Here is a 23346-nt window from a genome sequence, read left to right on the forward strand (position 1 = left end):
GACGTCGGTGAGGCCGCGCTCCTCGCACAGGGTGTTGATGATGGTCAGCGGCGAGACCTTCTGGAAGATCCGCGAGTTGTGGCGCAGGCCGAGGCGCCACAGCGCCGGCTGGAGGGTCAGCGTGTAGCGGGTGCGGCGGTGGCCGCGGTCGCCGCGGCCGAACTCGGTGGCGATACCGTGGATGCGGCGCAACGGCGTGCCGTCCTGCCAGATCGTCAGGGTCAGCTCGCGGTCGAGGAAGGTCTCGGGCGAGAGGTCGCCGTCGCGGCTGGCGAGATTGACGACCAGCGCGAAGGGTGCCGAGAGGGTCTCGGTCAGCGTGAAGTCGACCACCGCCAGGTCGGGCTCAATGGCCCCGGCGAGGGCCAGGGTGAACTGCAGTCCGGTTGCGTTGGCCATCTGGGCTTCCCTCCTGGAAGATACTGTCGCGCCACGCCATTGCCCGGCAGGTTACGTGGGCGTCGCGGCATGGCAAGGGGGCAGCGGCCTGCAAGGGCGAAGGCTGACAGGGGATGTCGGTGATGTCTGACATGCGGCGATGTCAGCACTCGGCGAGCAAGTGCAGGCGTCGCGACACGCGGGATGCCCCGCCAGGCTGCGAGCGCTGGCCGGGCGAGGCATCACGACGGGCCTCAGCCCTCGATCGGGGCGCGCCAGTCGTCGGAGCCGGAGGTGCCGGCGACGGTGTGCTCCCAGTCGATCTTGCGGTAGGCCAGGGAGACGTCCATCAGCTGGGTGAACTCGGCCTTGGTGATGTCCTGGGCATGGGGCATGCGCAGGTTGATGTCGACGATGGTGGCGTCGGTCAGCTTGGTGGTGAAGAAGTGCTCCTGCTTGCCCTCGACGGAGGTGCGGTACCACTTCAGCTCGACGTTGGGCAGCATCTCGCCGGAAGCCAGGGCGTTGTACATCAGCGGCACGGCCTTGTTCAGGGCCACGGTGAAGACGAACGGCTTGTGGGCGCGCTGGCCGGAGGGCTGGCCGGACTGCGGGTCGGTGGGCACGGTGACGACATGCTTGAACTCCTGGACCAGCATCTCGTCCTCGTGGCCCTCGACGTAGATGTTACCCACGGAGTCGGGGGTGAAGGCCCCGGCGGTGATGTTGCCCTGGGTCTGGCCTTCGATGCTGATATAGCAAGGTGTCGGCATGAGTCTGCTCCTTGACGAGGTAAGAGAATGTCCGATGGACACTCTGTTAGAGCAGGTGGCGTGCCAAGATGGGAAAATATATTGCCTATCAAAAGGTTGCGGTTCTTTCTCGACGAGAAGCTAAATAGAATTAGGCAAGAAGCTGCCCGGATCAGGCAAGGAGTTGCCCGGCGGGCAATATCTGGCCTGGCCTTCCGGGGCCAGCGAGAAAAAAGCGGCCAATAAATGGCCGCCGTATGCACTGCTTGCCATGGAGTGGCTATGAGGGGGAGGAAACCGGCTCTGGACGAGCGGTGCCCCTTCGGCGGCTCTTCTCCGCCGCCTCGTTGACCAGTGACAGCTGACGGTCGCACATCCGTTCGACCAGTGCCGGATCGTGGCTGACCAGCATCACGCCACAGTGGCGTTCCCGGGCCAGCTCCACCAGCAGTGCGAGGGTCTCGCGCTGGGTGATGGGGTCGAGCCGCGAGGTAGGTTCGTCGGCGAACAGGAAGCAGGGCTCGAGCAGCAGCACCCGCAGGATGGCGAAGCGCTGCAACTCGCCGCCGGAGATCTCCCCGGGGCGGCGCGCCAGCAGCCGCTCGTCGAGACCCAGGCGTTCCATCCAGGGGGGGATGGAGCGGCGATCCAGGCGATGGCGGCGCACCAGGTCGTCGAGCAGGCGTGAAAGCCGCCAGTGCGGCGAGAAGGCCGCCGGTGGGTCCTGGTAGAGCTTCTGGTAACCGAATCGGGAGCTGCCGGGGGCGCGCCGGATCTCGCCCCGGTCGGCCGGGGTCAACCCCAGCAGCATATCCCCCAGGGTGCTCTTGCCGCAGCCCGACGGACCGACGACACCGACGATCTCGCCGGGGTGTATGGCCAGCGAGAGGTCGCGGAACAGCTCGCGACCGCCGCGGGCCTTGGCCAGTGCGGTGGCCGCGACCACGGATCCCTCGCGGCGGGAGGCGAGTGGCGGCGGTGCCGGCCAGCGCGCCGGTTCGGCGGCCAGCAGGCGCTGGCCGTAGTCCGTTCGAGGATCGCCGAGCACCTGCGCGGCCGGGCCGCGTTCGACCACCCGGCCCTGGCGCAGGATCGCTACCTCGCCGCCGAGGCGCCGGGCGACGTCGATGTCGTGGGTGATGGTCAACAGGGCCCCGCCCCGTTCCGGCGTACGCGCCAGCAGCTCGACCACGGCGTCGCGGCGCGGCGCGTCGAGGCCCTTGGTTGGCTCGTCGGCGATCACCATGGTCGCGCCGCCAGCGCTGGCGGCGGCGAACGCCACTCGCTGCGCCATGCCGCCGGAGAGCTCGCCGGGCAGCTTGTGGCCGGCCTCTGCCAGTCCCAGCTCGGCCAGGTCGGCCTCGGCCGCCCGGCGCGCTTCATGCCTGCGGCGACCGGCCACATGGCGGTGGCTCTCGGTGACCTGATGCACGGCCCGCATGGTCGGATCCAGGGCGTGCCAGGGCTCCTGGGGCAGCAGCGCCAGGCGGTGGCCCCACAGCGGGCGGCGCGAGCGGCCGTCGGCGGCCTCGAAGGCCTCGCCGTCGATCGTCAGCCGGCCGCGGGCGGCGAGGCCGCGGGGCAGGGTGCCCATGATCGCCTGGGCGATCAGGCTCTTGCCGGAGCCGGTCTCGCCGAGCAGGGTGAGGCGCTCGCCCGGGGCCAGGCTGAGCGAGACCGGGGCGATGGTCACGCCATCGCCGTGGATCGCCAGGTCGTCGACCTTCAGCAGGGGTGCGTTCATCGGGGGTCCCTCCCGGCCAGCAGATTGAGGCTCATCACCAGCACGAACAGCACCAGGATCGGCTGGGCCATGGCCCAGGGCGCCTCGTGGTAGTAGGGCAGCAGCTCGATCATCATCAGCCCCAGTTCGGCGGTGGGTGGGCGCAGGCCGACGCTGACGAACCCGAGCGCGGCCATGGCCAGGATCGCGCTGGCGGCGCCGAAGGCGGCCAGGGTCAGCACCTGGGGCGCCAGTTCCGGCCACAGGTGGCGGCGGAACAGGTAGAGCGGGCCGAAGCCGAGCAGGCGGCTCGCCTCGAGCTGCGGTGAGGTCACCAGCACCCGGGTGCGGGCGCGGACCAGGCGGAAGTACTCGATCCACAGCACCAGCGAGATACCGACATAGAGCGCCCAGAAGTTGCCCGGGGCGATGGCCACCAGCAGCAGCACCAGCAGCAGCCCGGGCAGCGCCAGGCAGGCGTCGGCCAGGCTGCCCAGCACGCGGTCGAGCCTGCCGCCGCGCCAGCCGGCGATCACGCCGAGCAGCACGCCGGGCACCGCGGCGGTGGCCACGCTGAGCAGCGCCATGCCGAAGGAGAGGCGGATGGCGGCGGCGAGGCGGGCCAGCAGGCTGCGGCCCAGGTGGTCGGTGCCCAGCGGTTCGGCCAGCGTGGGCAGCTGCAGGATGCGGGTCAGTTGCTGGCGGGCCGGGTCGGCGTCGAAGAGCCACGGCACCAGCCAGGCGAAGGCCAGCAGCAGCGCCAGCAGCGCCGCCCCCAGGCGCTGGCGGGGGCCGAGCGCCGGCAGGGGCAGGGCGCGCAAGCGAAGAGCGAGGGTCGTCATGCCTGGCGCCTCCGGGGATCGAGCAGGTGACAGACGATATCCACCAGGGTGTTGAGTGCCACGAACAGCAGCCCCATGACCAGCGCGGTGCCCTGGATCATCGGCACGTCGCGGGCGACGATGGCGTGCACCAGGGCGTGGCCGATGCCGGGCCAGGCGAACAGCGTCTCGACCACCACCACCCCCTCGATCAGGTAGACGAACTGCACGCCGAGGTAGGCGATCACCGGTACCGCGGCGTTGCGCAGGCCGTGGCGCAGGAAGCTCAGCCGGTCGCTGAGCCCCTTGGTGCGCGAGAAGGCGTAGTAAGCCGACTGGGAGACGTCGGCCATGGCGTTGCGCGCCACCCGGCTGGAGACCGCCGCCAGGGCGAGCGCCAGGGTCAGCGCCGGCAGCACGCTGTGGGCGGTGCGGCCGTGGCCGGCGGCGGGCAGCCAGCCCAGCGTCACCGAGAACAGCAGGATCAGCAGCAGGCCCACGGCGAAGGGGGGCAGGGCGCGCAGCACGCTGGCGGCGACTTCGCTGATGCGGTCCAGGGCGCCGCGGGGCCTGAGGCCGGCGGCCAGGCCCAGCGGCGGCCCGAGCAGCAGCGACAGCAGCACCGCGGCCACCGCCAGCCCCAGGGAGTGGCCGAGCTGATGCCACAGCTCGTGCACCACCGGTGCGCCGCTGACCAGCGAACGGCCCAGGTCGAACTGCACCAGGTCCCATAGCCAGCCGAAGTAGGCACTCAGGGCCGGCTGGTCCAGGGCCAGCTCGGCGCGTACCGCCTCGGCGGCGGCGGTGTTGACCATGTCATGGCCGTAACGCCCGGCGGCGATGCGGTAGGCCATGTCGCCGGGCAGGGTGCGGGTCAGCACGAAGGTCAGGGTGCCGACCATCCACGCCACCAGCCCGGCCTGGAACAGCCGCTGCAGCAGCAGGCCGCGCAGGCCCGCCGTCCAGCGCGGGGTCATCCGTGACGTCAACGCCTGGCTCATTCGCTCCACCTCAGCTCGTCGATGCGGTAGCTACGCTCCAGGGGGTCGATGGAGAAGCCCTCCAGCTCGCCGTTCACCGCGGCGGTCTGCTGGTACCAGGCGACGGGGATGACCGGCATCGCCTCGTGCAGGCGCCTGGCGACCCGGGTCGCCAGTTCGCTGCGGGCGTCGGGGTCGGCCTCGTGGCGCAGGGTGTCGAGCCAGGCAGCCAGATCGTCGTCGCGCCAGCCCATGGCGCCCCAGTCGCCGCCCATGGCGTCCGGATCGCTGCCGAAGTCGTCGAGCAGGGTGCCGAGCGGGTTGGGCACCAGACCGTAGTTGCGCGCCATCAGGCCCAGCTCGAGGCTGCCGTCGCGGTGGCCGGAGGGGATCTCGCTGGCGTTGCCCACCGCCACCTCGAGCACCACGCCCAGCTCGCGCCACTGGTCCTGCAGGGCGGTGGCCACCAGCGGCAGCTCCGGACGGTCGGAGAAGGTGCGCAGGGTGAGGCGGAACGGCTCGCCGTCGCGCTCGAGGGTGCCGTGGCCGTTCGCCTCCCAGCCCAGCTCGGCCAGCAGTTCGCGAGCCTGTTCGATGTCCTGGGCCTCGCCGGCGTTGAGGCCCCCATCGGTGTTTAAACCAAAGTGCCAGGGCCCCAGGCTCTCCGGGAACAGTTCGGCGGCGGCGGCTTCCGGGTTGCGCAGCAGGCCGGCGGCGATGCCGGGGCGATCGATGGCCAGGCTCAGCGCGCGTCGGGCGCGGTCGTCGTCGAGGAAGCGGTGCCCGGCGTTGACCTTGAGCACGATGGTGCGCGGCAGCGGCTCGGCGTGCAGCGCGAGCCGGTCGTGGCGGGCCAGCCGCGCCTGGCTGGCCGGGTCGAGGGTGAAGACGATGTCGGCATCGCGGCTCTCGGCCATCAGTGCGCGGGTCTCGCCGCGGCCCACCGCCAGGTAGCTGGCCCGTTCGATGTCGGGCGCCTCGCCCCAGTAGTCGTCGAAGCGGCTCACCGTGAGCCGCTGGGGGGGCGCCAGGGACTCGACCCGATAGGGGCCGGTTCCGATCATGCGCTCGACGCTACCCGCGTCATCGTAGGCGGCAGGGGCGAGGATCAGGGTGGTGGAGTGGGCGAGAAGCGCCGGCAGCGGCGCGAAGGCGTTCTCCAGGCGGATCACCACCGCGTCGCCTTCGGCGGTGATGGCGGCGATCGGCGCCGAGTCGAGCATGCCCGGCTTGGCCAGGGCGTGCTCGAGGCTCTCGGCAACCGCCTCGGCGGTGACCGGCGAGCCATCATGAAAGACGACGCCGTCACGGAGGGTGAAGCGCCAGGTCAGGCTGTCTTCACTGGGCTGCCAGGACGCCGCCAGCCCCGGTGCGAGCTGGCCGTCGGCGTCGGTGTCGACCAGGGTCTCGGCGACCCGCATGCGGCCGAACACGTAGCCCGAGGTGGAGGGGTCGGCACTGGTGATCTCCCAGGGGGCGACGATATCCAGGCTGCGGGCATCGGCCAGGGCGACGGTGGAGCTCAAGGCCAGGGCGAGGCCGGCGAGCAGGGAGCGGGGGAGTCGCATCTTGCAGACTTCCTCGGTGGGGATGTCGTTGAAGGCGGTGTCGTGGGTGTCGGTTCGATCGACTGGCCAGGGCGGCTCATCCCGGATCCAGGGCCAGCAGCAGGCGCCTCTCGCCCGGAGCCGGCCGTGGGCTGCGATGCACCAGGCCACGGCCCTCGTTGCCGATCCAGCCGTCGCCCTTGAGCAGCGCCAGGTCACCGGCACCGAGCCGCCCGATCGCGGCGGGGTCGGTGACGATCTCCGGCTTGTCGGCGCGGGGCGCACCCAGGCCGGCACGATCGACGGCGTGCTCGGGCAGCCACTCGCTGCCGGGGCCGGCGTAGGTGGTCACCAGGCGTACCGCCAGGTTGTCGACGTGGAAGCGCGGACACATGGCCTCGTCGAGGAGGCGCAGGCGGATGCCGATGGTCTCGGTGTCGAACAGGAACGCCAGGGCACTGGCGATGGTGCCGATATCATCCAGCAGGGCCGCGCTCCGGTCGGGAGCCGGCAGGTGCCGCTGCAGGTCGGCTCGCATGGATTCACCGGGAGCCCCCCGCCAGCGCCAGTCCAGGCGGGCATCGGGCGTCAGCTGAGCCGCCACGCTGTCACGCAGGGGCTGCGGAAGGGTGCGCTCCATGACGGCGAGCGTGATGCCGTCCTCGAAGATGCGCGGCAGCACACCGATGTCGTCTCCGCAGGCCCAGTGCGGGTAGGCCGGGGCTAGGGGAAGCGGATCGTCCGGTGTCATGGGAAGCGGGGCGGCCATGGCGAGCTTCTCCTCGGTAGAAGATAAAGGTTACTATATAACATAACAAACGTGCTCTCGGACAATACCCGGAGACGACATGGGGTCGGCATCCTCGCCAGCGTCATGGGCATGGCTGTCGGCGACCCGGTGGTTGCCGTTTGTCTGCTAACCTCCTAGCCTGTCGTCATGATCTCGCCCCGCCGGTCTTCTGGACCGGCGGGGTGGTTTTTTGGGCCAGGCGGGGACCGGCTGCTGGGAGGTGGCGATGTCAGGGTCGTTGAAGGGTATCCTGTTCATGTGTGCGGGTGTGTTCTGCCTGGCGCTCGGCGACGCCATCGCCAAGTGGCTGGGCGAGGTGCATTCACCGCTGCAGATCATCTTCTTCCGGACCCTGGTGTCGCTTCCGCTGATCGCGCTGCTGGCGCACTTCGGTGGCGGGCTGCGCAAGCTGCGTACGCGGCGCCCCGTCATGCATCTGGTGCGCGGTCTGATCTACACCGGCACCATGGTCTGCTTCGTGCTCGGCCTGACCCTGCTGCCGCTGGCCGAGGCCACGGCCATCGCCTTCGTCGCCCCGCTGTTCGTCACGCTGCTGTCGGTGCCGCTGCTCGGCGAGCGGATCGACCCGCCGGTGCTGGCGGCCTCGCTGGTGGGATTCGTCGGGGTGCTGGTGGTGGTGCGCCCGGGCGGTGACGCCTTCCATCCCGGGGCGCTGGCGCTGCTGGGCGCGGCGGTCTTCTATGCGTTGATGATGATCACCGCGCGGCGCTACGGTGGGCGCGAACACCTCTGGGCCATGGTCTTCTACATGACTCTGGTGCCGTTCGGCATCACCGCGTTGCTGCTGCCCTGGGTGTGGCAGACGCCACACGCCTGGCACTGGCTGGGGTTTCTCGGCTCGGGGATCGCCGGTATCGGCGCCACCGCCTTCATCACCCTGGCGTTCCGTTTCGCGCCGGCGGCCATCGCCGCTCCCTTCGACTACACCGCCATGCTCTGGGCAGTGCTGCTGGGCTGGTGGTTCTGGGGGGAGATGCCGGATCTGTGGGTCTTCGTCGGCAGCCTGCTGATCATCGGCAGTGGCCTGGCGATCGCCTACCACGACCGCCGCACGACCCTGAAGCGCCGCCCCTCCTCCTGAGCGCGATCAGCGGCGGGTGAAGAAGGCCCGCGCCGCGGCTTCCGGGTCGGGCTGGCCGCAGATCGCCGAGATCACCGCCAGGCCCCGGGCCCCCGATGACCGCACGGCGCCGGCGTGTTCGGCCTTGAGCCCGCCGATGGCGACCGCGGGCAGGGGGCTGGCGGCGACCAGCGAGGTCAGGCCGTCGACGCCCAGCGGGCTGGCGTGGTCGTGCTTGCTGTGGGTGGCGAAGACCGGCCCCAGGCCGAGGTAGTCGAGCGGGCCCGGGTCGAGGCGGGCGAGTTGTTCGTGGGTCTGCACCGAGAGCCCGAGCAGTGCCCGCTCGCCCAGGGCGGTGCGGGCGGCGGCCACGTCGCCGTCGTCCTGGCCCAGGTGCAGGCCGTCGGCCTCGGCGGCCAGGGCCACCTCGAGGCGGTCGTTGATGATCAGTGGCACGCCGCTGCCGGCCAGGGCGACCTTGAGGCGGCGGGCCTGGTCGATCAACTCGGCATCGGAAGCGTGCTTGTCGCGCAGCTGTACCAGCGTCACGCCCCCGCGCACGGCGGCGACGACGGTCTCCACCAGCCCATGGCCATCACAGAGACCGGGGTCGGTGACCAGGTAGAGCGAGAGATCAAGGCGCATCGTTCACCTCCAGGCGAGGGAGGTGCAGGCGGGAGAACCGAGGCTGCACGACTCCCTACGCCGGCATTATCCGGGTCAGGTTCCAAGGGTGCGTCTCAGCCGCTGCGCGGTATCGCCGCGGCGCCCCTGTCGTAGGCTTCCCACTATCCATGCCGGCCATGCTCCTGTAAAGCCGCCGAGCTCAGGCCGCCTCCTCCCTCACCACCGCGACGCGCTTCTGCTCCCGGTTCCATTTTCCCTGTGGCTTGTCGATGTACTGGAAGTGCTCGTTGGTGAAGCTGCCCTGGGTACAGGCGTAGCGATAGAGCACGGTGTCCAGGCGGTGGATGTCCAGCACCCGATTGAAGACGCCGGGCCCGGTCATGTCGAAGACACCCCGGATCGTGTTCTCCTCGATATTGGTGTCGATCGCCTGGATCACGGCCTCCAGCTCGGGGGTGTGGGGCCTGCTGGCGATGAAGAAGTTGTTGAGGGTGTCGCGCTTGGTGCGGAGGAACAGCGACGATCGGTCGGGCCCGAGCAGGCGGCCCAGGGGCCACGTCAGGTGGGCGTCGATATCCAGGTAGACGCCGCCATGGGCCTGCAGCACCAGGACACGCCAGAAGTCCGCCTGGGCGGCGCCGATCTGCAGCCGGGAATAGTTTCTGAAAGTCTGTCCGGAGTAGTGCTGCCTGATGAAGTCGGCGCGGGCCTCGGTGATCATGAAGCGATACTCGAAGCCGGGCGCCATGAGGCGGTTGAACAGGTAGTTCAGGTAGACCGGCAGGGTCACGCGGTCGGTGAAGTTGGTCTGCCAGAGGATGCGGGGAATGGCGGTCGGATGCCGGCGCCGGATCCAGGGGGCGGCCCTGGCCGGCAGGGTGAAGCGCTTGTCGGGAAAGACGAAGTGGAAGGCGTAGCACGCGAGCTTGAGCAGGTTGGCAACGAGCTTGATCAGGCGGCTCGCCAGCAGTCTATGCAGCGGCTTCATGGGAATGCCTATGGTGTCGGATTCGAGAACGGCGCGCAGGGGCGCCGCGTATCGGCACCATCGTCCCGGGTGAAGCTTAAGGATGGCTTAAGAAGAGATGACGATCCGGCGTCAGTGGCGCGCCTTCCGTCGCGGCAGCATGGCCACGGCGCGCAGGCCGCCGCCGGGGGCGTCGTCCAGTGCCAGTCGCCCGCCGTGGCGCTGCAGGAGCCGGACGACGATGGAGAGCCCCAGCCCGGCACCGGCGCCCGGCCCGGCTCGATGGAAACGCTCGATCACCTGCTCGCGCTCCTCGGCAGGAATGCCGGGGCCCTGGTCGTCGACGGACAGGGTCAGCTGCTCGCCCCCTGCTGCGAGGGCCACATGGATGGTGCTTCCCGGCGGCGAGTGCTGGAGGGCGTTGCTCACCAGATTCTGGATCAGGGTGTCGATGGCACCGGACTCGACCCGCAGGTGCCAGTCCGCCGTCTCGTCGGCGTCCAGTAGCAGCTCGATGTCCCGGTCGGTGGCCAGTGGCGACAGCTTGGCCAGGGCCTCGCGCACCTCCTGCAACAGGTCGCTGTCGGTGGCATCGCGGGATTCCTCCTCGGGGTCCAGGCGCGCCAGGGTGAGCAGCTGGGTGACCAGGCGCGTGGCCCGGGCCACGCCGCTGCGCAACTCCTCCAGGGCCTCGCGGCGGTCGGCCGGGTCCTTGGCGGCCAGGGCGTTCTGGGCATGCAGGTCGAGCACCGCCAGCGGGGTGCGCAACTCGTGGGCGGCATCGGCGATGAAGCGTTTCTCGCGCACCCTCAGGGCACGGATGCGTTCCAGCAGCCGGTTCAGGGCGCCGACGATGGTGTCCAGCTCGCGGGGCAGGGGGCTCATCACCAGCGGCTGCAGGTTGTGCGGGTCGCGACGGCGAACCTGCTCGGCCATCCGCGAGAGTGGCTTGAGCCCCCAGCCAATGGCCCACCACAGCAGCAGGGCCAGTATCGGCAGCCCGAGCAGGTCGGGCAGCAGGGTGCGCAGGGCGATGAGGGTCACCAGTTCGCCGCGGACGTCCTCACGCTCCCCCACCAGCACGCGTAGCGGCCGCTCCGGATGGCTCAGGGCGTAGACCCGCCAGCCGTGTCCCTCCAGGCTGGTGTTCTCGTAGCCCGCGGCCAGCGCCGTGAGCGGCGCCACCGGGGCGCTGGCCGAGCGCAGCAGCAGGGTGTCGTCCTGCCAGACCTGGAAGGCCAGCTTGCTCTCGTAGCGGTGGCCGGCCAGGCGCTTGTCAGACTCCTCGGCACGCAGCAGGGCGCTCTCCAGGCTGGCCAGCATGACATCGCGCTGGTCGGCTGGCAGTGGCGCCTGGATCAGCCCCTCCAGCAGGCGGGCGTTCTGGGCCAGGCTGGCGTCATAGAGCTCCTCGATCTCGTGGGCAGCGTAGCGGTAGCTGACCAGCCCGATGGTCAGCATGCTGATCCCGAAGACCAGCAGCACCAGGCCCAGGGTGCGACGGCGGATGGACGTCACGCTTCAGCCTCACGGGTGGTGCGGTCCATCACGTAACCGATGCCGCGCACCGTTCGGATCAGGCCGGGAAACAGCTTGCGGCGCAGGTGATGCACGTGAACCTCGATGGCGTTGCTTTCGACCTCCTCGTCCCAGCCGTAGACCAGCCGGGTCAGGGTATCGCGAGTGAAGACCCGCCCCGGGTGACCCATGAACTCCTGGAGCAGGGTGAACTCGCGGCGCGATAGCGTCACCGGCTCGCCGTGGTAGCTGACGCTTCGGGTGCCGGGCTCGAGCCGGATGCCGCGCACCTCCATCACGTTGCTGGCCAGCCCCTGGCTGCGGCGCAGCAGGGCGCGCAGGCGTGCCTTGAGTTCGGCCACCTCGAAGGGCTTGACCAGGTAGTCATCGGCGCCGGCATCCAGCCCCCGGATGCGGTCGTCGACGGCGTCCCGGGCGGTCAGCACCAGCACCGGCACACGGTTGCCGCGCCGCCGGACCGCCTCGAGCAACTCGAGGCCGTCGAGCCCGGGCAGCCCCAGGTCGAGGATCACCGCATCGAAGGGCTCTTCGCCCTTCAGGGCGGCCAGGGCCATGCGGCCGTCGGACAGCAGGTCGACGGTGTAGTGTTCCGGCTTCAGTGCCAGGCGGATGCCCGCTGCCAGGCTGGGATCGTCTTCCACCAGCAGTATGCGCATAGCGTGTCAGGTTCACTCCTTCAGCTGGGCGAGCAGGCGGCGAATCTCTTCGCGACGGCCGGCGTCGGCGAGCGCCCGGCCGGGACGCGGAGCGGCCTGCAGTGCCTTCTCCAGTGCCCGGCGCGCCTCGGCGTCGCGGCCCTGCTCATGCAGATAGTCACCCCAGAAGTAGAGGCTGTCGAGTCCATCGGGGTCGATCGACAGCGCCCGGCGAAGATGCCACTCGGCCTTGGCGTCATCACCGAAGGCGATCGGCCAGCCGGGGACCTGATAGTAGAGCGCCCCGAGGCTGGTATAGGCCGAGCCCTGCAGGGCCATGGGATCCAGCGCCAGGGCCGCCTCCAGGTCGGCGCGAGCCTGCTTGACCAGCCGGAGCGCCCCCAGGCCACCGCTGGCGCCGGCCTGGGTGGCACGCACGATGCCGGCCCACACCTGCAGTTCGGCGGTGCCGGGGTGCTCGGCCAGCAGCCGATCGACATCGGCCGCCAGTGCCGCGTAGGCCCTCGCCTGCTGCCCCTCGGGCAGCTGGTAGCGGATCTCGGCCCAGCGGTCCTGCACTCGGGCGAGTTCCTCCGCCACGGCGGCCTCCATGGCCGGCAGCACGGTGGGCAGCCCGGCCAGGGTGGCAGCCAGCAGCGCCACGGCCAGTTGGCGTCCCATGACCCGCCGCAGCATGGCGGGTCTCCTTCTGGTGGTGGGTGTCATGACAGCTCCTCCCGGGGCGTGCCGACGAAGCGGCGGATGATCGGCAACTGGCGTTTCAGGGCTCGGTCCACCAGCATCGGCACCAGGCCGTTGAGTCGAGTGAAGAGTCGCTCGGGCCTGCCCAGCTGGGTCTCCTCGCGACCTCGCTCGATGGCGCGACGCACTTCGAGCGCCACCCGGGCGGGGGGATCCATGGCATTGCCCAGTTCTCGATTCATCGCCACCACTTCGGGGGCATTCATGGCGGTGTGGGTGGCCCGGGGCGCGACATGCAGCACGTGAATGCGGGTATCGGCCAGTTCCCGGCGCAATGCCTGGCTGAAGCCGCGCAGGGCGAACTTGGTGGCGCAGTAGCCGACCTGGCCGGGGTAGCCGATGATGCCGAAGGTCGAGCCGAGGTTGACCACCCAGCCGTGCTTGGCCTCCAGCAGGACCGGCAGGAGCGCCCGGGTCAGTTGCAGGGGAGCGGTCAGGTTGGTGCTGATCAGTCGCTCGATCTCGTCGTCGCTGCACGCCTCGAACAGCCCGACCCGGTTCACCCCGGCGGCATTGACCAGCATGTTGCAGCCAAGCTCACGGGCCGCCGCGGCCAGCCGTCGACGCTCCTCGGGGCGGGTCAGGTCGGCGGTCAGCGCTGTCACCTGTTCCGGGTGGCGCTGCGCCAGGGCCGTCAGGACCTCGGTGCGGCGGCCGCTGATAAGCAGGCGTGCCCCGGCGGCGGTGAATTCGTCCACCAGCGCCTGGCCGATGCCGCCGCTCGCTCCGATCAGCAGGATCCGCTGGGCGGGCCAGCCGCCCTCCGGCAGGGTGGGGCTGCGGGACCAGAACCTAGACCAGCGCATGGGCGAGCTCCCGGGCGGTGCTGCCGCCGCTGCAGCGGGCCTCGATGCCGCGGAACATGGCACCGTAGAGGCAGTAGACCATGCGGGCGGCGTCGATCACCGCCGCCAGGTCGTCCTCCTCCAGGCGGTTCACCAGCCCCTCGAAGAAGGCCAGGTGGCCGATGTCCAGGCTGCCGTGGGAGGTGAGGTAGCGCACTGCCTCGTCGGGGAGCTCCAGGCTCGCCTGCAGGCTCTCGGCGGCCAGGGTGGCCAGCGCCGTGCTGGTGCCCTCCAGCACCTGCACCATGCCGAGGAAGCCCACGGGGTTGCCGTGCTCGATCGTGTCGCGCACGGCGGCCACCATCAGCCGGGTGGCGGGGTCTGGCGCCAGGGTGGCGGCCGCCTCGGGGTCGCCGCCGGCGGCCCGGATATCGTCGAGGATCCACTGTTCGTGGCCGTGCTCCTCCTCGATGTACTCGACCAGGGCGCTTCTGAGCCACCCCAACCGCTCGGGCAGCCGCGCACCGCAAGCCATCATCAGCGGCACCGTGAAGCGCACGTGGTGGTAGGCCTGGCCGAGAAAGGCCAGGTACTCCTCCCGGCTCACCTCGCCGGCCAGGGCGCGAACGAGCAGCGGAGTGGCCAGCAGCCAGTCGCGCTCGGCGCGGGTGGCTTCCTGAAGTCGTCGATAGGCACTCATGAAAGAACTCCTCCTTGGGGGATATCGGTCGGGACACTCAGCCAGTCGCCATGGGCGGCGAGGATGACATCGCGACGCAGGCGGCCGTTGGCCGTCAGCTGGTGGTTGTGAGGGGTGAAGGGGGCGCAGCGTCGCCATTCGTGGATCCGGGCGTAGTCGGGCAGGCCGGCGTTGACCTCGGCCACCGTGTCGGCCAGTCGGGCGTCGTCGACCTCGGGCGAGGCGGGCACCAGCAGCGCGCGGTTGGTGGGCAACGCCTCGCCGTGGACCAGCGCCTGGGCGATGTCGGGCCGGGCGCACAGCTCGCCTTCCACCCACTGGGGGTCGACATTGCGGCCGTAGGCGGTGATGAAGACCTCGCGGCGGCGGCCCTTCAGCACCAGGGCGTCGCCGGCCCAGTGGCCGAGATCGCCGCTGGCGTGCCAGGACGAGGCGGGAGTCGGTTCGCCCAGATAGCCGAGCTGGGTGGCGCCGCGGACCCACACCTCGCCCTCCTTGTCGACGCGTACCTCGGCATGCGGAAGCGGCCGACCGACGCCACGGGCGGGCTCGCCGGGACGATTGAGGCACACCACCGAGGCGCACTCCGAGAGGCCGTAGCCCTCGAACACCGGCCAGCCACCCCGCCGGGTGCGATCCAGCAGGGTGGGCGCCACCCGAGCACCCCCCACGGCGACGAAGCGCAGGTCGGCCGGCGCCCGGGGCGTGAGATCGACCAGCGCCTGGAGCAGCTGGGGAACCAGGATCAGGCTATGGGGGCGGAAGGCCTCGATCGCCGCCAGTGCCTGGTGGGGGGCGAAACCGCTGGCACCTTGCCAGCCCAGGGTGGCGACCCCGGGGAGGCAGGTGCCGGCCCCCAGCCACAGCGGCACGTAGAGGCCGCCGATGTTCTCCAGCAGGGTGGAGAGCGGCAGCATCGCCAGATGACGCTCTATGGCCAGCGGCGCCACCACCTCGGCGATGCTGGTGGCCACCGTGAGGGGCGCCGTGGCGTCGAGGCAGACCCCCTTGGGGCTGCTGCTGGTGCCGGAGGTGAAGGTGATGCGCGTGGTGCCGGGATGCAGGGCCGGGGGCGAGACGACACGCCGGGTGGCGATGGCCGGGTCGCTGCTGCGCCGGAAGCCATGGGCCTCGCCGCCGGGGCCGATCCAGGCGTCGAGCCCGGCGGCGTCTACCAGATGGCGGCGCTGGGCATCGCTGAAGAAGGCGGGCACCGGCACCGCCACCCGCTCGTCCTGGAGCAGCGCCAGGTCCCACAGCGCCCAGTCGATGCCGTTGTCCAGGGCCAGGGCAATCCGCCGGGCGTCGGTAGCATGCAGGCGTCGCCGGCGGGTCTCGATCTCGCCTGGCAGCTCGGCGAAGGTGACCCGGTGGTGGACGTCCTCCAGCGCGATGCCGGCCGGCCGCTCGACGGCATGGCGGACCAGCCGTGCGAGGAAGGCCTCAGGCGAGGTGTGCATGGGCCACCTCTGCCGGACGGGGAAGGGGCACGGGCAGCAGCCCCCGCTCGCGCAGCTCCCGATGGGCGCGGCGCAGGTCGCCGGCCATTACCCAGGGGTGGCGCTCGTAGTAGCGCCCCCAGCGGGCCCGGTCTTCGCCGAGTCGCGTCGGGTCGGCGACCATCACCGGCTCGAGGGTGAGGCCCAGCCGGCGAATGCCGTTGGCCACCTCGGGGGTGGCGGTGAACAGCAGCCAGCCGATGCCCTCGCGGCCGAGCTGGTCCACCAGGTGCAGGAAGAGCGGGCGCTGCAGGCCGGGGCGGCGGCTCGCCAGGTTGCCGATCTCGGCGACCTGGTGACGGGCGACGGGGCGGGCGAAGCGCTCGGCCAGCAGGCGCTCGGCGCAGACGTCCAGATAGCGCTCCTGGAACAGCGGGCCGCAGGCCGCCGAGCGGACCCCCACCGCGGCCTGGGGCCAGTCGCCCTGCCACAGGCCGAACAGACGCGGCAGCAGCTGGTTGATGGCGGCGCCATGCTCCTCGGCGAAGCGGCGGCGGATCAGGTGCGCCAGGCGCCGGCGCTCCGTCCAGTGAAGGGCCTCCTGCCAGTGCAGCGTCGGCGGGGTGGCTGCGGCCTGCAGGCAGGGCAGGCGTCTCGGGTCAGGCATCGGGGCGTCTCCATGACGTGTCACCGATACCCTGGTCCCGGCAGCTTAACGAAGGCTTAAGCGGCTGGGGTTTCCTTCGGGCAGGGGCCGAGTGTCACTCCCTCGGCGGGCGGGGGCGGAGATGAATGACGCATGAACGGGCCTGTCAGCCTGTCGTCAGGTGCCGCGTCGTACAAGGGTCACGTTACCCACAGAGGAGTGATCACGATGAACTGGCTCGATTCCGAACAGCGCTACGGCGTCGTCTCCCGACTGGTCCACTGGGCCATGGCACCGCTGGTGCTGCTGATGCTGGCCAGCGACTGGTGGATGGAGGCCCTGAGCAAGGGCACCGCCATGGGCCTGCACAAGAGCACAGGCCTGCTGCTGCTGGGTCTGCTGGCCTTCCGCCTGGCCTGGCGATGGGTCAACCGTGGGCGCCTGGCACCCCCCGCCCACTTGCGGCGGGCGGCCTGGCTGGGCCACCTGGCCCTCTATGGCCTGCTGGTGGCCATCCCCGTGACCGGCCTGCTGGCGGCCTGGGGCAGCGGCCACGGGGTGGCCTTCTTCGGCCTGCCGCTGATTCCTGCCGGCGCGGAGGTCGAGTGGCTGGAGGAGGCCTTCGAGGAGGGGCACGAGGTGCTCGCCAACCTGCTGTGGCTGGTGATCGGCGGGCATCTGCTGGCTGTCCTGGCCCACCAGTGGCTATTCGCCGACCGCACCCTGCAGCGCATGACCTGAGCGGCATGCGGTTCGGGGCCCTGGCCCCGAACCGCATCGCCTGCCACCATTCGCAAACGCAAGGGCGCTCAGTCACGCTCGACCCTCTCCGCTTCCTCCGCGCCCTGGCGGGTGGTCACCTCGAGCTCGCGGCCGTCCTCGTCGCGCCCCTCGATCTCGATCAGGTCGTCGCGCTTGATCTCGACCTCCTCGAACTCGACCATGCCTTCGGCCACGGCGACCTCCATGGCCAGGCGCACCTCGGCCTCGCTCATGCCCCAGGGGCTGTCATCCTTCCGCTTGCGCGACTCCTTGAAGAGTTCGCCGCTCTCCAGCGAGAGCCGCACCTCGGCCTGCCACTCGTCGTCGAGCCAGCCCTCGATCTCCACCTGGCCGCGCTCCTTGGCCTCGATCTCCAGGTAGTGGGTGAAGCCGTAGGCGGCGCCTCGCTCGAGTACGGCGTCGAGGCTGCCTACAGGCAGGGTGTCATCGGCCTGGGCGGCGGTGGCGCCCAGCGCCAGGGCGGTGAGGGAACCGGCGATCAGCATCTTGATGGTCATGGGTAGCACTCCTCGTGATGGGTACCGCGGTCGGGTACGCCACCCTTGTACCACCCGCGACCTTGCCGGGAGCTGACCGCCTCGTTCATGCTGCATTCATCTTCCGAGTGGCAAGCTCTGCTCATGATGCTACGCCTGCTGTTTGCCCGCCCGTTCCGCCAGGGTCGCCGCGTCGCCGCCCTGGCGCTCGTGCTCGCCCTGGCCTGCCTGCCGCCCCTGGCGGAGGGTGACGACGACTGGCAGGACCTGCATGAGCGCGTGAGTCGCGGCGAGCTGGTGCCCATGACCACCATCCTCGACTGGCTGGAGGTGCACTATGAGGGGCAGGTGCTGGAGGTGGAGCTGGAGCGCGAGGAGGGTCGACTGGTCTATGAGGTCGAGATGCTCGGCCTCCGGGGCCAGCGGGTGGAGTTCGAGTTCGATGCCGCCAGCGGCGAGATCATCGGCATCGAGGGGGTCGGCATCGATGACATGAGGCGCCGCCCATGAAGGTGCTGCTGGTGGAGGATGATGGTGCCCTGGCCGAGGCGTTGGCCGAGGCGCTGGCCGGGGGCGGGGTGCTGGTGGAGCGGGCGGCCAGCGGCAGCGAGGCCGACTTCCTGGTGCGCACCGAGGTCTACGATGCCGTGATCCTCGACCTGGGGCTGCCCGATGGTGACGGCACCCGCTGGCTGGGCCAGTGGCGCGAGGACGGCATCGAGCTGCCCGTGCTCGTGCTCACCGCTCGCACCCGGTGGGCCGACAAGGCGGCGGGGTTCTCGGCGGGCGCCGACGACTACGTCACCAAGCCCTTCGAGACCGCCGAGGTGCTGTTTCGACTGCGCGCCCTGGTGCGGCGCAGCCACGGCCACGCCCATCCGGTGCTGCGCATCGGTGACCTGGCCTTCGATACCCACACCGGCAGCGTGACCCGTGCCGGCTGCCCGGTGAGCCTCACCGCCCAGGAGGCGCGGCTGCTCGCCTACCTGGCCCATGCCGCCCCGCGGGTGGTCAGCCGCAGCGAGCTGGCCGAGCATGTCTATGACCGCGACCACGAGCCCGACTCCAACGTCATCGATGTCCAGGTCAGCCGTCTGCGACGCAAGCTCGGCGCCGGGCATATCCAGACCCTGCGCGGTCAGGGCTACCGGCTGACGGGAGGTGACGGCACCCCATGAGCCGGCGTCGCCTGCCCTCCCTGGCGCGGGCCTCCCTTGCCACCCGCCTGCTGGTGGCCGCCCTGCTGGTCATCCTGATCTCGCTGCCCCTGGCGGGCCTGGGGCTCGCCCACCATTTCCGAGCCTCCACCACCGCCGCCTTCGACGAGCGCCTCGAGGCACTGCTCAACGTGGTGGTCGCCGGAGTGCGCTATGACGAGGTAGAGCAGCGGCTGCTGCACGAGCGCTCGCTGGGCGACCCGCGCTTCGAGCAGGTCTTCTCCGGCTGGTACTGGCAGATCAGCGACGGCGCCGATCGGGTGCTGGTGTCGCGCTCGCTGTGGGACCAGCGGCTGCCGGTCCAGCCCGCCTCCGGCCCGGAGGTGCGCGATGCCACGGGCCCCAGGGGCGTGGTCCTGCGCCTGATCGAGCGTGATATCCGCCTCGCCCCTCTCGAAGTGCCGCTGCACGTCGGTGTGGCGGTCTCTCGGGAGGGACTGGATGCGGAGCTGGCGCGCTTCTCCCGCCTGCTGGTGCTCTCGCTGCTGGGGCTGGCCCTGCTGCTGCTGGCCGCGCTGGCCGCCCAGGTGCGCTGGGCCCTGGCGCCGTTGCGAAGGCTGCAGGCCAACCTGCGCGACGTCGAGAACGGCGAGGCCGAGCGGCTGGATACCCGGCTACCCGGCGAGCTGTCGCGGCTGGCCGGCGCCATCAACGCCGTACTGGCGCGGGATCGGCGGCTGATGGAGCGTGCCCGCCACGCCGCCGGCAACCTGGCCCACGCGCTGAAGACGCCGGTGAGCGTGTTGACCACCCAGGCCGACGGTCTCGACGAGCCGCAGCGCGAGCGCATGAAGGCCGAGCTCAGGCGCATCGACGAGGCCGTGCGCCACCACCTGGCGAGGGCCTCCGCCGCGGGCGACACCGGGCTGCATCGGCCGAGCCGCTGCCTCGAGGTGCTGGCGCCGGTGCTGGAGGGGCTGGGCCGGATGGCCGAGCGACGCGGTATCCGCCTGAGCCCCGCGCTGCCGGAGGAGATGATGGTGCGCATGGATCCCCAGGATCTCCAGGAGCTGATCGGCAACCTGCTCGAGAACGCCCTGCGCTGGGCCACCAGCCGGGTCATCCTCGGCGGTCGCAGCGAGGCAGGCGGCAGCTGGCTCGAGGTCGAGGATGATGGCCCGGGCATGAGCGAGGCGCAGCGCCATCAGGCCATGGCCCGGGGGGCTCGGCTCGATGAGGTGTGCTCCGGCAGCGGCCTGGGCCTGGCCATCGTCGCCGACCTGGTCGCCCTCCACGGCGGCCGGCTGAGCCTGGACCGCTCGCGGCTGGGGGGGCTGGCGGTGCGGGTCTGGCTGCCTGCCGCTCCGCTGGCGGAAATCGGCCCGCCGGACCGGTAAGGTGGGTAGGCCGGCTCAGGGAGCCGCACCGGCCGCGCCGAGGAAGCGCTCCTGCCAGTAGGCGATCTCCACCGGTGCCGTTTCCACCCGGCGGCCGCGGCCCGGGGCGTGGATCATCTGGCCGTCGCCGCGGTAGATGCCCACGTGGCTGGCCTTGCCGCGTCCGGCGGTGTCGAAGAACAGCAGGTCCCCCGGGCGGGCCTGACGCACCTGCGGCAGTTCGCGGTACTGGTCGTCGGCGGTACGCGGCACCGCGATGCCGGCGCTGCGATAGACCAGCTCGACCAGGCCGGAGCAGTCCAGGGCTTCGGGGGTGTTGCCCCCCGGGCGATAGGGCGTGCCGAGGGCCTGCTCGGCGGAGGCGAGGATCAGTGCACGCTCGAGGGAGAGGCCCTCGTCGGGGGCGGCGTCACGGGTGGCCAGCTCGCGGCCGGCGCACCCGGCCAGCATCAGCAGCGCCATGCCTGCCGCCAGCAGGCGCAGGGCCGGAGCGTGAAAGGGGCGCCGCGGGTGGGCGGCGCGACGGGGGGCGCAGGGCATGTGAAGCATCCAACGGTACCGCTCGCTGATGGTCATGCGCCTACATTAGCCTGTGGCGGTCACGAGCGGAAGGCGATACGCGTGCCGTAGGTGAGCATCTCGTCCGGGGTCAGGGCATGGCCCGGCACGCCGATCATCTCGTCGCCACACTGGTCGGCCCAGGTCAGCACACCGTGGGTCAGGCCCATGTCGCCCAGCAGGTCCTGGATCTCGCCGGTGCCGAGGAAGGTGCAGGTGTTGCCCTCGGCGTCCGACAGTTCCGACACCCCGTTGGCATGGTGCAGGCGCACGATGTAGATGCCGTCCTGGGATTCGACCTCGACGATGGGCGAGAGGCCGTGGGACAGCGCATGGGACAGTTGCTTGAGGGTGATGTGGTCACCCAGGCTCATGTCGATAGCAGTCATGGTCAACCCTCGACTCGTTCCGGTTTCAGGGGCATATCACCTTCAATGTAGGCGTTCGCTCGTCTCCCTGCCTCACCAGCGAGGCCCTGGGTCAGGCGAAGGCGTAGACATCCATCGCCAGCACGCCGTGCTCGATGCTGTGGTGCAGGCGCTGGGCCCGGCCCCCGGCGCCCATGGCCACCAGCAGCGGCTGGAAGTGCTCGGGGGTGGGGTGGTTCTTCAGGGCGTGGGGGCCCTGCTCCCAGGCGAGCAGGGCCTCGCGGTCGGCGGTGGTCAGCTTCTCGTGTACCCAGTCGACGAACTCTCCCACCCAGGGCGGCATCGGCGTGCCCTGCTCCTGCATCTCGCTCAGGTTATGGGTCAGGCTGCCCGAGCCGATCACCAGCACGTTCTCGTCGCCCTCCTTCGTTCGAAATAGCGCGGCGAGCTTCTCGCCCAGTTCGACCAGCTCGGCACTGGACCAGGTGGTGGGCAACGACAGCGACACCACCGGGATGTCCGCCTCGGGGAACAGCAGCGACAGCGGCACCCAGGCGCCGTGGTCGAGGCCGCGCGCCGCCGGCACGGCGTTGAGCTCACGGGCCAGGCGCCTGGCCAGCTCTGGCTCGCCGGGGGCGGGGTACTGGCACTCGTAGAGTTCCCGCGGAAAGCCGCCGAAGTCGTGGATGGTCTCGGGGTGGGCGCTGGTGCTGACGGCGAGGCCCCGGGTCGCCCAGTGGGCCGAGACCACCACGATGGCCGCGGGGCGGTAGCGGTGGCCCAGGTCGCGCAGGAAGTCGTGGGCCGGCCCTGGCGTCAGGGCCAGCATGGGGGAGCCGTGGGAGATGAAGAGGCTGGGCAGCATGGGGAGACTCCTGTGGACGGGGTACGCCTGCCCCGGATGGGCAGGCGCAGGGTGACCCGAGTGGCTCAGGCGAAGCGGCGGCTCAGGGTCAGGCTACCGCTGCCGAGGCCGGCCTGCACCAGCAGGGCGATGGCCCAGAACACCGGGAACTCCCAGCCGCCGCCTTCGTTGGAGAACACCCAGCCGTTGCCCAGGTGGACCCAGGCGGCGCCGAGCAGTACCGGTACCAGCGCCAGGCTGATCCAGCGGGTGTAGATCCCGAGGATCAGCGCCAGGCCGCCACCGACCTCGGCCAGGATGGTCAGGTAGGCCAGGAAGCCCGGGAAGCCGATCGATTCGAAGTAGCCGACGGTGCCGGGAATGGTGAAGACGAACACCTTCATCAGGCCGTGGGCCAGGGTCATGACGCCGAGCGCGATGCGCAGCAGGGCGATGGCATGAGGCTGCAGGCTGGTGGCCTGGGTTTGAGAGCGGGCTTGGGTGATGGCTTGAGTGGTCATGGTGATGATCTCCGTCGGGGATGTTGTAGGGGAGAGTTGTGTGCGTTGATGGTTGTCACTCTACTCGACACCTGCGCGGAGATAATCTGCGGGATTCGCAAATGACTGTTGCGATATATGGGGCAGTCGCTGGCGCCGGCTACCGCCGCTGCTCCCCCTTATTCCAGCCCCAACCCCAGTTCCCGTTCCCAATGAGGCGGCTCCCCCCAGGCCTCGGCCAGCAGCTCGAGGAAGTGCTCGACCTTGGCCGGCAGGTGGCGGCGGGCGGGGTAGAGCCCGTGGATGTCCAGGGTCACCTGGGGTTCATGGGACAGGATCGGCACCAGGCGGCCGCTGCGAACGCTCTCGGTGACCAGGAAGCTCGGCTGCTGGACGATGCCGAGCCCGGCCTCGGCGGCCTGGGTCAGCACGTCGCCGTTGTTGCTCTCCAGCGGGCCCCGCACGCTGAGGTCGCTGCCGCCGAACTGCCAGTCGGTGCCGCTGTGGCCGGAGCGGTAGCGCAGGCAGCGGTGACGCTCCAGCTCCGCCAGGTCGCACGGCTCGCCATGCTCGGCCAGGTAGCCGGGCGAGGCACACAGCAGCAGGCGGCAGCGGGTCAGGCGGCGGGCCACCAGGCTGGAGTCGGGCAGGCTGCCGATGCGGATCGCCAGGTCGTAGCCCTCCTCGAGCAGGTCGACCCGGCGGTCGTTGAGGTCGAGGCGCACCTCGAGGGCCGGGTGTTCCACCATGAAGCGGGCCACCAGTGGGGCCAGGTAGCGGGTGCCGAAGCTCATCGGGCCGTTGACCCGCAGTCGGCCGCGGATCTCGCTGGCGCCGCGGCCGACCTCGGTTTCGGCCTCCTCCAATGCCTGCAGGATGCCCAGGGCCCGGGCCAGGTAGCGCTCGCCGGCCTCGGTGAGGTGGAGGCGACGCGTCGTGCGCTGCAGCAGGCGCACCCCCAGGTGCTCCTCCAGATCCATCACCTGGCGCGAGACGCGGGTGCGCGACAGGTCCAGCGCCTCGGCGGCGCGGGTATAGCTGCCCAGCTCGGCGACCCGAACGAAGGCGGTCATGGCATCCAGCAGGTTCAT

The 23346-nt window shown here is 70.7% G+C and carries 27 protein-coding genes and 1 riboswitch; of the genes, 5 read left to right on the forward strand and 22 right to left on the reverse strand.

The annotated features are described in order from the left end of the window. From ACOMD9_RS11800 to ACOMD9_RS11830, 7 genes are all read right to left on the reverse strand, one after another. Positions 1-399 (reverse strand): contractile injection system protein, VgrG/Pvc8 family (locus ACOMD9_RS11800; protein WP_421415054.1); only part of this gene is annotated, 399 nt, incomplete at its 3' end. Positions 400-632: 233 nt separating this feature from the next. Then, positions 633-1151: an Hcp family type VI secretion system effector gene (locus tag ACOMD9_RS11805; protein ID WP_421415056.1), complete on the reverse strand. Its 519-nt coding sequence runs from the start codon at positions 1149-1151 to the stop codon at positions 633-635. A 259-nt stretch (positions 1152-1410) separates the two neighbouring features. Beyond that, entirely contained in the window at positions 1411-2874 is a 1464-nt protein-coding gene (locus tag ACOMD9_RS11810) for an ABC transporter ATP-binding protein (protein WP_421415059.1), read from the reverse strand. Further along, the gene (locus ACOMD9_RS11815; protein WP_421415061.1) at positions 2871-3695 is read right to left on the reverse strand and encodes an ABC transporter permease; all 825 of its coding nucleotides are present in this window, start codon (positions 3693-3695) and stop codon (positions 2871-2873) included. Before ACOMD9_RS11815 ends, ACOMD9_RS11810 begins: the two co-directional genes overlap by 4 nt. Next, positions 3692-4675 carry an ABC transporter permease gene (locus ACOMD9_RS11820; RefSeq protein WP_421415063.1) on the reverse strand — a complete coding sequence of 328 codons (984 nt, stop codon included), beginning with the start codon at positions 4673-4675 and terminating at the stop codon, positions 3692-3694. Before ACOMD9_RS11820 ends, ACOMD9_RS11815 begins: the two co-directional genes overlap by 4 nt. Continuing rightward, complete coding sequence (locus ACOMD9_RS11825) at positions 4672-6222, reverse strand: ABC transporter substrate-binding protein (protein ID WP_421415066.1); 1551 nt, start codon at positions 6220-6222, stop codon at positions 4672-4674. The genes ACOMD9_RS11820 and ACOMD9_RS11825 overlap by 4 nt, the downstream gene beginning before the upstream one ends. Positions 6223-6298: 76 nt before the next feature. After that, positions 6299-6970, reverse strand: a complete 672-nt coding sequence (locus tag ACOMD9_RS11830; RefSeq protein WP_421415068.1) for a DUF1826 domain-containing protein — start codon at positions 6968-6970, stop codon at positions 6299-6301. Between the two features lie 247 nt (positions 6971-7217). Here ACOMD9_RS11830 and ACOMD9_RS11835 point away from each other — a divergent pair, with 247 nt between their 5' ends. Next, complete coding sequence (locus ACOMD9_RS11835; RefSeq protein ID WP_421415071.1) at positions 7218-8093, forward strand: DMT family transporter; 876 nt, start codon at positions 7218-7220, stop codon at positions 8091-8093. Between the two features lie 6 nt (positions 8094-8099). Here the strand turns inward: ACOMD9_RS11835 and thiE are convergent, their stop codons facing one another. The 9 genes from thiE to ACOMD9_RS11880 all read right to left on the reverse strand — a co-directional run bounded on the left by thiE (position 8100) and on the right by ACOMD9_RS11880 (position 16193). Then, positions 8100-8717, reverse strand: a complete 618-nt coding sequence (gene thiE, locus ACOMD9_RS11840) for a thiamine phosphate synthase (protein WP_421415074.1) — start codon at positions 8715-8717, stop codon at positions 8100-8102. A 35-nt stretch (positions 8718-8752) separates the two neighbouring features. Continuing rightward, positions 8753-8855: riboswitch (TPP riboswitch) on the reverse strand. A 43-nt stretch (positions 8856-8898) separates the two neighbouring features. Then, positions 8899-9687 carry a glycosyltransferase family 32 protein gene (locus ACOMD9_RS11845; RefSeq protein ID WP_421415077.1) on the reverse strand — a complete coding sequence of 263 codons (789 nt, stop codon included), beginning with the start codon at positions 9685-9687 and terminating at the stop codon, positions 8899-8901. Between the two features lie 111 nt (positions 9688-9798). After that, the gene (locus ACOMD9_RS11850; RefSeq protein ID WP_421415079.1) at positions 9799-11184 is read right to left on the reverse strand and encodes an ATP-binding protein; all 1386 of its coding nucleotides are present in this window, start codon (positions 11182-11184) and stop codon (positions 9799-9801) included. Beyond that, positions 11181-11861: a response regulator gene (locus tag ACOMD9_RS11855; RefSeq protein ID WP_421415080.1), complete on the reverse strand. Its 681-nt coding sequence runs from the start codon at positions 11859-11861 to the stop codon at positions 11181-11183. The genes ACOMD9_RS11850 and ACOMD9_RS11855 overlap by 4 nt, the downstream gene beginning before the upstream one ends. Before the next feature lie 12 nt (positions 11862-11873). Next, a complete protein-coding gene (locus ACOMD9_RS11860) occupies positions 11874-12566 on the reverse strand; it encodes a tetratricopeptide repeat protein (RefSeq protein ID WP_421415083.1) in 693 nt (230 codons plus the stop codon). After that, the gene (locus ACOMD9_RS11865) at positions 12563-13408 is read right to left on the reverse strand and encodes an SDR family oxidoreductase (protein WP_421415085.1); all 846 of its coding nucleotides are present in this window, start codon (positions 13406-13408) and stop codon (positions 12563-12565) included. The genes ACOMD9_RS11860 and ACOMD9_RS11865 overlap by 4 nt, the downstream gene beginning before the upstream one ends. Further along, complete coding sequence (locus tag ACOMD9_RS11870; RefSeq protein ID WP_421415088.1) at positions 13395-14087, reverse strand: TenA family transcriptional regulator; 693 nt, start codon at positions 14085-14087, stop codon at positions 13395-13397. Before ACOMD9_RS11870 ends, ACOMD9_RS11865 begins: the two co-directional genes overlap by 14 nt. Beyond that, positions 14084-15547 carry an AMP-binding protein gene (locus ACOMD9_RS11875; protein ID WP_421415091.1) on the reverse strand — a complete coding sequence of 488 codons (1464 nt, stop codon included), beginning with the start codon at positions 15545-15547 and terminating at the stop codon, positions 14084-14086. The genes ACOMD9_RS11870 and ACOMD9_RS11875 overlap by 4 nt, the downstream gene beginning before the upstream one ends. Continuing rightward, positions 15531-16193, reverse strand: coding sequence for a thermostable hemolysin (locus ACOMD9_RS11880; protein WP_421415094.1), 663 nt, complete (start codon positions 16191-16193; stop codon positions 15531-15533). Before ACOMD9_RS11880 ends, ACOMD9_RS11875 begins: the two co-directional genes overlap by 17 nt. A gap of 207 nt (positions 16194-16400) precedes the next feature. On the opposite strand from ACOMD9_RS11880, the gene ACOMD9_RS11885 reads away from it, so the two are divergent. Further along, a complete protein-coding gene (locus tag ACOMD9_RS11885; protein ID WP_421415097.1) occupies positions 16401-16913 on the forward strand; it encodes a cytochrome b in 513 nt (170 codons plus the stop codon). A gap of 68 nt (positions 16914-16981) precedes the next feature. Here the strand turns inward: ACOMD9_RS11885 and ACOMD9_RS11890 are convergent, their stop codons facing one another. After that, positions 16982-17452, reverse strand: coding sequence for a PepSY domain-containing protein (locus ACOMD9_RS11890; RefSeq protein WP_421415100.1), 471 nt, complete (start codon positions 17450-17452; stop codon positions 16982-16984). Positions 17453-17575: 123 nt separating this feature from the next. On the opposite strand from ACOMD9_RS11890, the gene ACOMD9_RS11895 reads away from it, so the two are divergent. Genes ACOMD9_RS11895 through ACOMD9_RS11905 form a run of 3 tightly spaced genes read left to right on the forward strand, consistent with a single transcriptional unit; the run spans position 17576 to position 19985 of the window. Beyond that, positions 17576-17941 carry a PepSY domain-containing protein gene (locus ACOMD9_RS11895; protein ID WP_421415103.1) on the forward strand — a complete coding sequence of 122 codons (366 nt, stop codon included), beginning with the start codon at positions 17576-17578 and terminating at the stop codon, positions 17939-17941. Next, complete coding sequence (locus ACOMD9_RS11900; protein WP_421415105.1) at positions 17938-18609, forward strand: response regulator transcription factor; 672 nt, start codon at positions 17938-17940, stop codon at positions 18607-18609. Before ACOMD9_RS11895 ends, ACOMD9_RS11900 begins: the two co-directional genes overlap by 4 nt. Continuing rightward, a complete protein-coding gene (locus tag ACOMD9_RS11905; protein ID WP_421415107.1) occupies positions 18606-19985 on the forward strand; it encodes a sensor histidine kinase in 1380 nt (459 codons plus the stop codon). Before ACOMD9_RS11900 ends, ACOMD9_RS11905 begins: the two co-directional genes overlap by 4 nt. 15 nt (positions 19986-20000) lie before the next feature. On the opposite strand, the gene ACOMD9_RS11910 is transcribed toward ACOMD9_RS11905, so the two are convergent. The 5 genes from ACOMD9_RS11910 to ACOMD9_RS11930 all read right to left on the reverse strand — a co-directional run bounded on the left by ACOMD9_RS11910 (position 20001) and on the right by ACOMD9_RS11930 (position 23346). After that, positions 20001-20525, reverse strand: a complete 525-nt coding sequence (locus tag ACOMD9_RS11910) for a C40 family peptidase (RefSeq protein ID WP_421415110.1) — start codon at positions 20523-20525, stop codon at positions 20001-20003. Positions 20526-20584: 59 nt separating this feature from the next. Continuing rightward, positions 20585-20932, reverse strand: coding sequence for a hypothetical protein (locus ACOMD9_RS11915; protein WP_421415112.1), 348 nt, complete (start codon positions 20930-20932; stop codon positions 20585-20587). A gap of 91 nt (positions 20933-21023) precedes the next feature. After that, complete coding sequence (locus ACOMD9_RS11920; RefSeq protein ID WP_421415115.1) at positions 21024-21776, reverse strand: DODA-type extradiol aromatic ring-opening family dioxygenase; 753 nt, start codon at positions 21774-21776, stop codon at positions 21024-21026. A gap of 65 nt (positions 21777-21841) precedes the next feature. Continuing rightward, on the reverse strand, positions 21842-22276 hold the full coding sequence (locus tag ACOMD9_RS11925) for a DoxX family protein (RefSeq protein ID WP_421415118.1): 435 nt from the start codon (positions 22274-22276) through the stop codon (positions 21842-21844). A gap of 158 nt (positions 22277-22434) precedes the next feature. Beyond that, positions 22435-23346, reverse strand: coding sequence for a LysR family transcriptional regulator (locus tag ACOMD9_RS11930; protein ID WP_421415119.1), 912 nt, complete (start codon positions 23344-23346; stop codon positions 22435-22437).

The sequence above is a fragment of the Halomonas terrestris genome (assembly GCF_049166755.1).
Lineage (GTDB): Bacteria > Pseudomonadota > Gammaproteobacteria > Pseudomonadales > Halomonadaceae > Halomonas.

What these genes read in the sequence shown, in the direction of transcription:
- ACOMD9_RS11855 (WP_421415080.1), bottom strand. Translation starts at nt 11,861, where the DNA reads ATGCGCATACTGCTGGTGGAAGACGATCCCAGCCTGGCAGCGGGCATC.
- ACOMD9_RS11885 (WP_421415097.1), top strand. Translation starts at nt 16,401, where the DNA reads ATGAACTGGCTCGATTCCGAACAGCGCTACGGCGTCGTCTCCCGACTG.
- ACOMD9_RS11880 (WP_421415094.1), bottom strand. Translation starts at nt 16,193, where the DNA reads ATGCCTGACCCGAGACGCCTGCCCTGCCTGCAGGCCGCAGCCACCCCG.
- ACOMD9_RS11890 (WP_421415100.1), bottom strand. Translation starts at nt 17,452, where the DNA reads ATGACCATCAAGATGCTGATCGCCGGTTCCCTCACCGCCCTGGCGCTG.
- ACOMD9_RS11815 (WP_421415061.1), bottom strand. Translation starts at nt 3,695, where the DNA reads ATGACGACCCTCGCTCTTCGCTTGCGCGCCCTGCCCCTGCCGGCGCTC.
- ACOMD9_RS11875 (WP_421415091.1), bottom strand. Translation starts at nt 15,547, where the DNA reads ATGCACACCTCGCCTGAGGCCTTCCTCGCACGGCTGGTCCGCCATGCC.
- ACOMD9_RS11920 (WP_421415115.1), bottom strand. Translation starts at nt 21,776, where the DNA reads ATGCTGCCCAGCCTCTTCATCTCCCACGGCTCCCCCATGCTGGCCCTG.
- ACOMD9_RS11825 (WP_421415066.1), bottom strand. Translation starts at nt 6,222, where the DNA reads ATGCGACTCCCCCGCTCCCTGCTCGCCGGCCTCGCCCTGGCCTTGAGC.
- ACOMD9_RS11860 (WP_421415083.1), bottom strand. Translation starts at nt 12,566, where the DNA reads ATGACACCCACCACCAGAAGGAGACCCGCCATGCTGCGGCGGGTCATG.
- ACOMD9_RS11830 (WP_421415068.1), bottom strand. Translation starts at nt 6,970, where the DNA reads ATGGCCGCCCCGCTTCCCATGACACCGGACGATCCGCTTCCCCTAGCC.
- ACOMD9_RS11900 (WP_421415105.1), top strand. Translation starts at nt 17,938, where the DNA reads ATGAAGGTGCTGCTGGTGGAGGATGATGGTGCCCTGGCCGAGGCGTTG.
- ACOMD9_RS11805 (WP_421415056.1), bottom strand. Translation starts at nt 1,151, where the DNA reads ATGCCGACACCTTGCTATATCAGCATCGAAGGCCAGACCCAGGGCAAC.
- ACOMD9_RS11835 (WP_421415071.1), top strand. Translation starts at nt 7,218, where the DNA reads ATGTCAGGGTCGTTGAAGGGTATCCTGTTCATGTGTGCGGGTGTGTTC.
- ACOMD9_RS11845 (WP_421415077.1), bottom strand. Translation starts at nt 9,687, where the DNA reads ATGAAGCCGCTGCATAGACTGCTGGCGAGCCGCCTGATCAAGCTCGTT.
- ACOMD9_RS11925 (WP_421415118.1), bottom strand. Translation starts at nt 22,276, where the DNA reads ATGACCACTCAAGCCATCACCCAAGCCCGCTCTCAAACCCAGGCCACC.
- ACOMD9_RS11865 (WP_421415085.1), bottom strand. Translation starts at nt 13,408, where the DNA reads ATGCGCTGGTCTAGGTTCTGGTCCCGCAGCCCCACCCTGCCGGAGGGC.
- ACOMD9_RS11905 (WP_421415107.1), top strand. Translation starts at nt 18,606, where the DNA reads ATGAGCCGGCGTCGCCTGCCCTCCCTGGCGCGGGCCTCCCTTGCCACC.
- ACOMD9_RS11910 (WP_421415110.1), bottom strand. Translation starts at nt 20,525, where the DNA reads ATGCCCTGCGCCCCCCGTCGCGCCGCCCACCCGCGGCGCCCCTTTCAC.
- ACOMD9_RS11895 (WP_421415103.1), top strand. Translation starts at nt 17,576, where the DNA reads ATGATGCTACGCCTGCTGTTTGCCCGCCCGTTCCGCCAGGGTCGCCGC.
- ACOMD9_RS11870 (WP_421415088.1), bottom strand. Translation starts at nt 14,087, where the DNA reads ATGAGTGCCTATCGACGACTTCAGGAAGCCACCCGCGCCGAGCGCGAC.
- ACOMD9_RS11915 (WP_421415112.1), bottom strand. Translation starts at nt 20,932, where the DNA reads ATGACTGCTATCGACATGAGCCTGGGTGACCACATCACCCTCAAGCAA.
- ACOMD9_RS11930 (WP_421415119.1), bottom strand. Translation starts at nt 23,346, where the DNA reads ATGAACCTGCTGGATGCCATGACCGCCTTCGTTCGGGTCGCCGAGCTG.
- ACOMD9_RS11810 (WP_421415059.1), bottom strand. Translation starts at nt 2,874, where the DNA reads ATGAACGCACCCCTGCTGAAGGTCGACGACCTGGCGATCCACGGCGAT.
- ACOMD9_RS11820 (WP_421415063.1), bottom strand. Translation starts at nt 4,675, where the DNA reads ATGAGCCAGGCGTTGACGTCACGGATGACCCCGCGCTGGACGGCGGGC.
- thiE (WP_421415074.1), bottom strand. Translation starts at nt 8,717, where the DNA reads ATGCGCCTTGATCTCTCGCTCTACCTGGTCACCGACCCCGGTCTCTGT.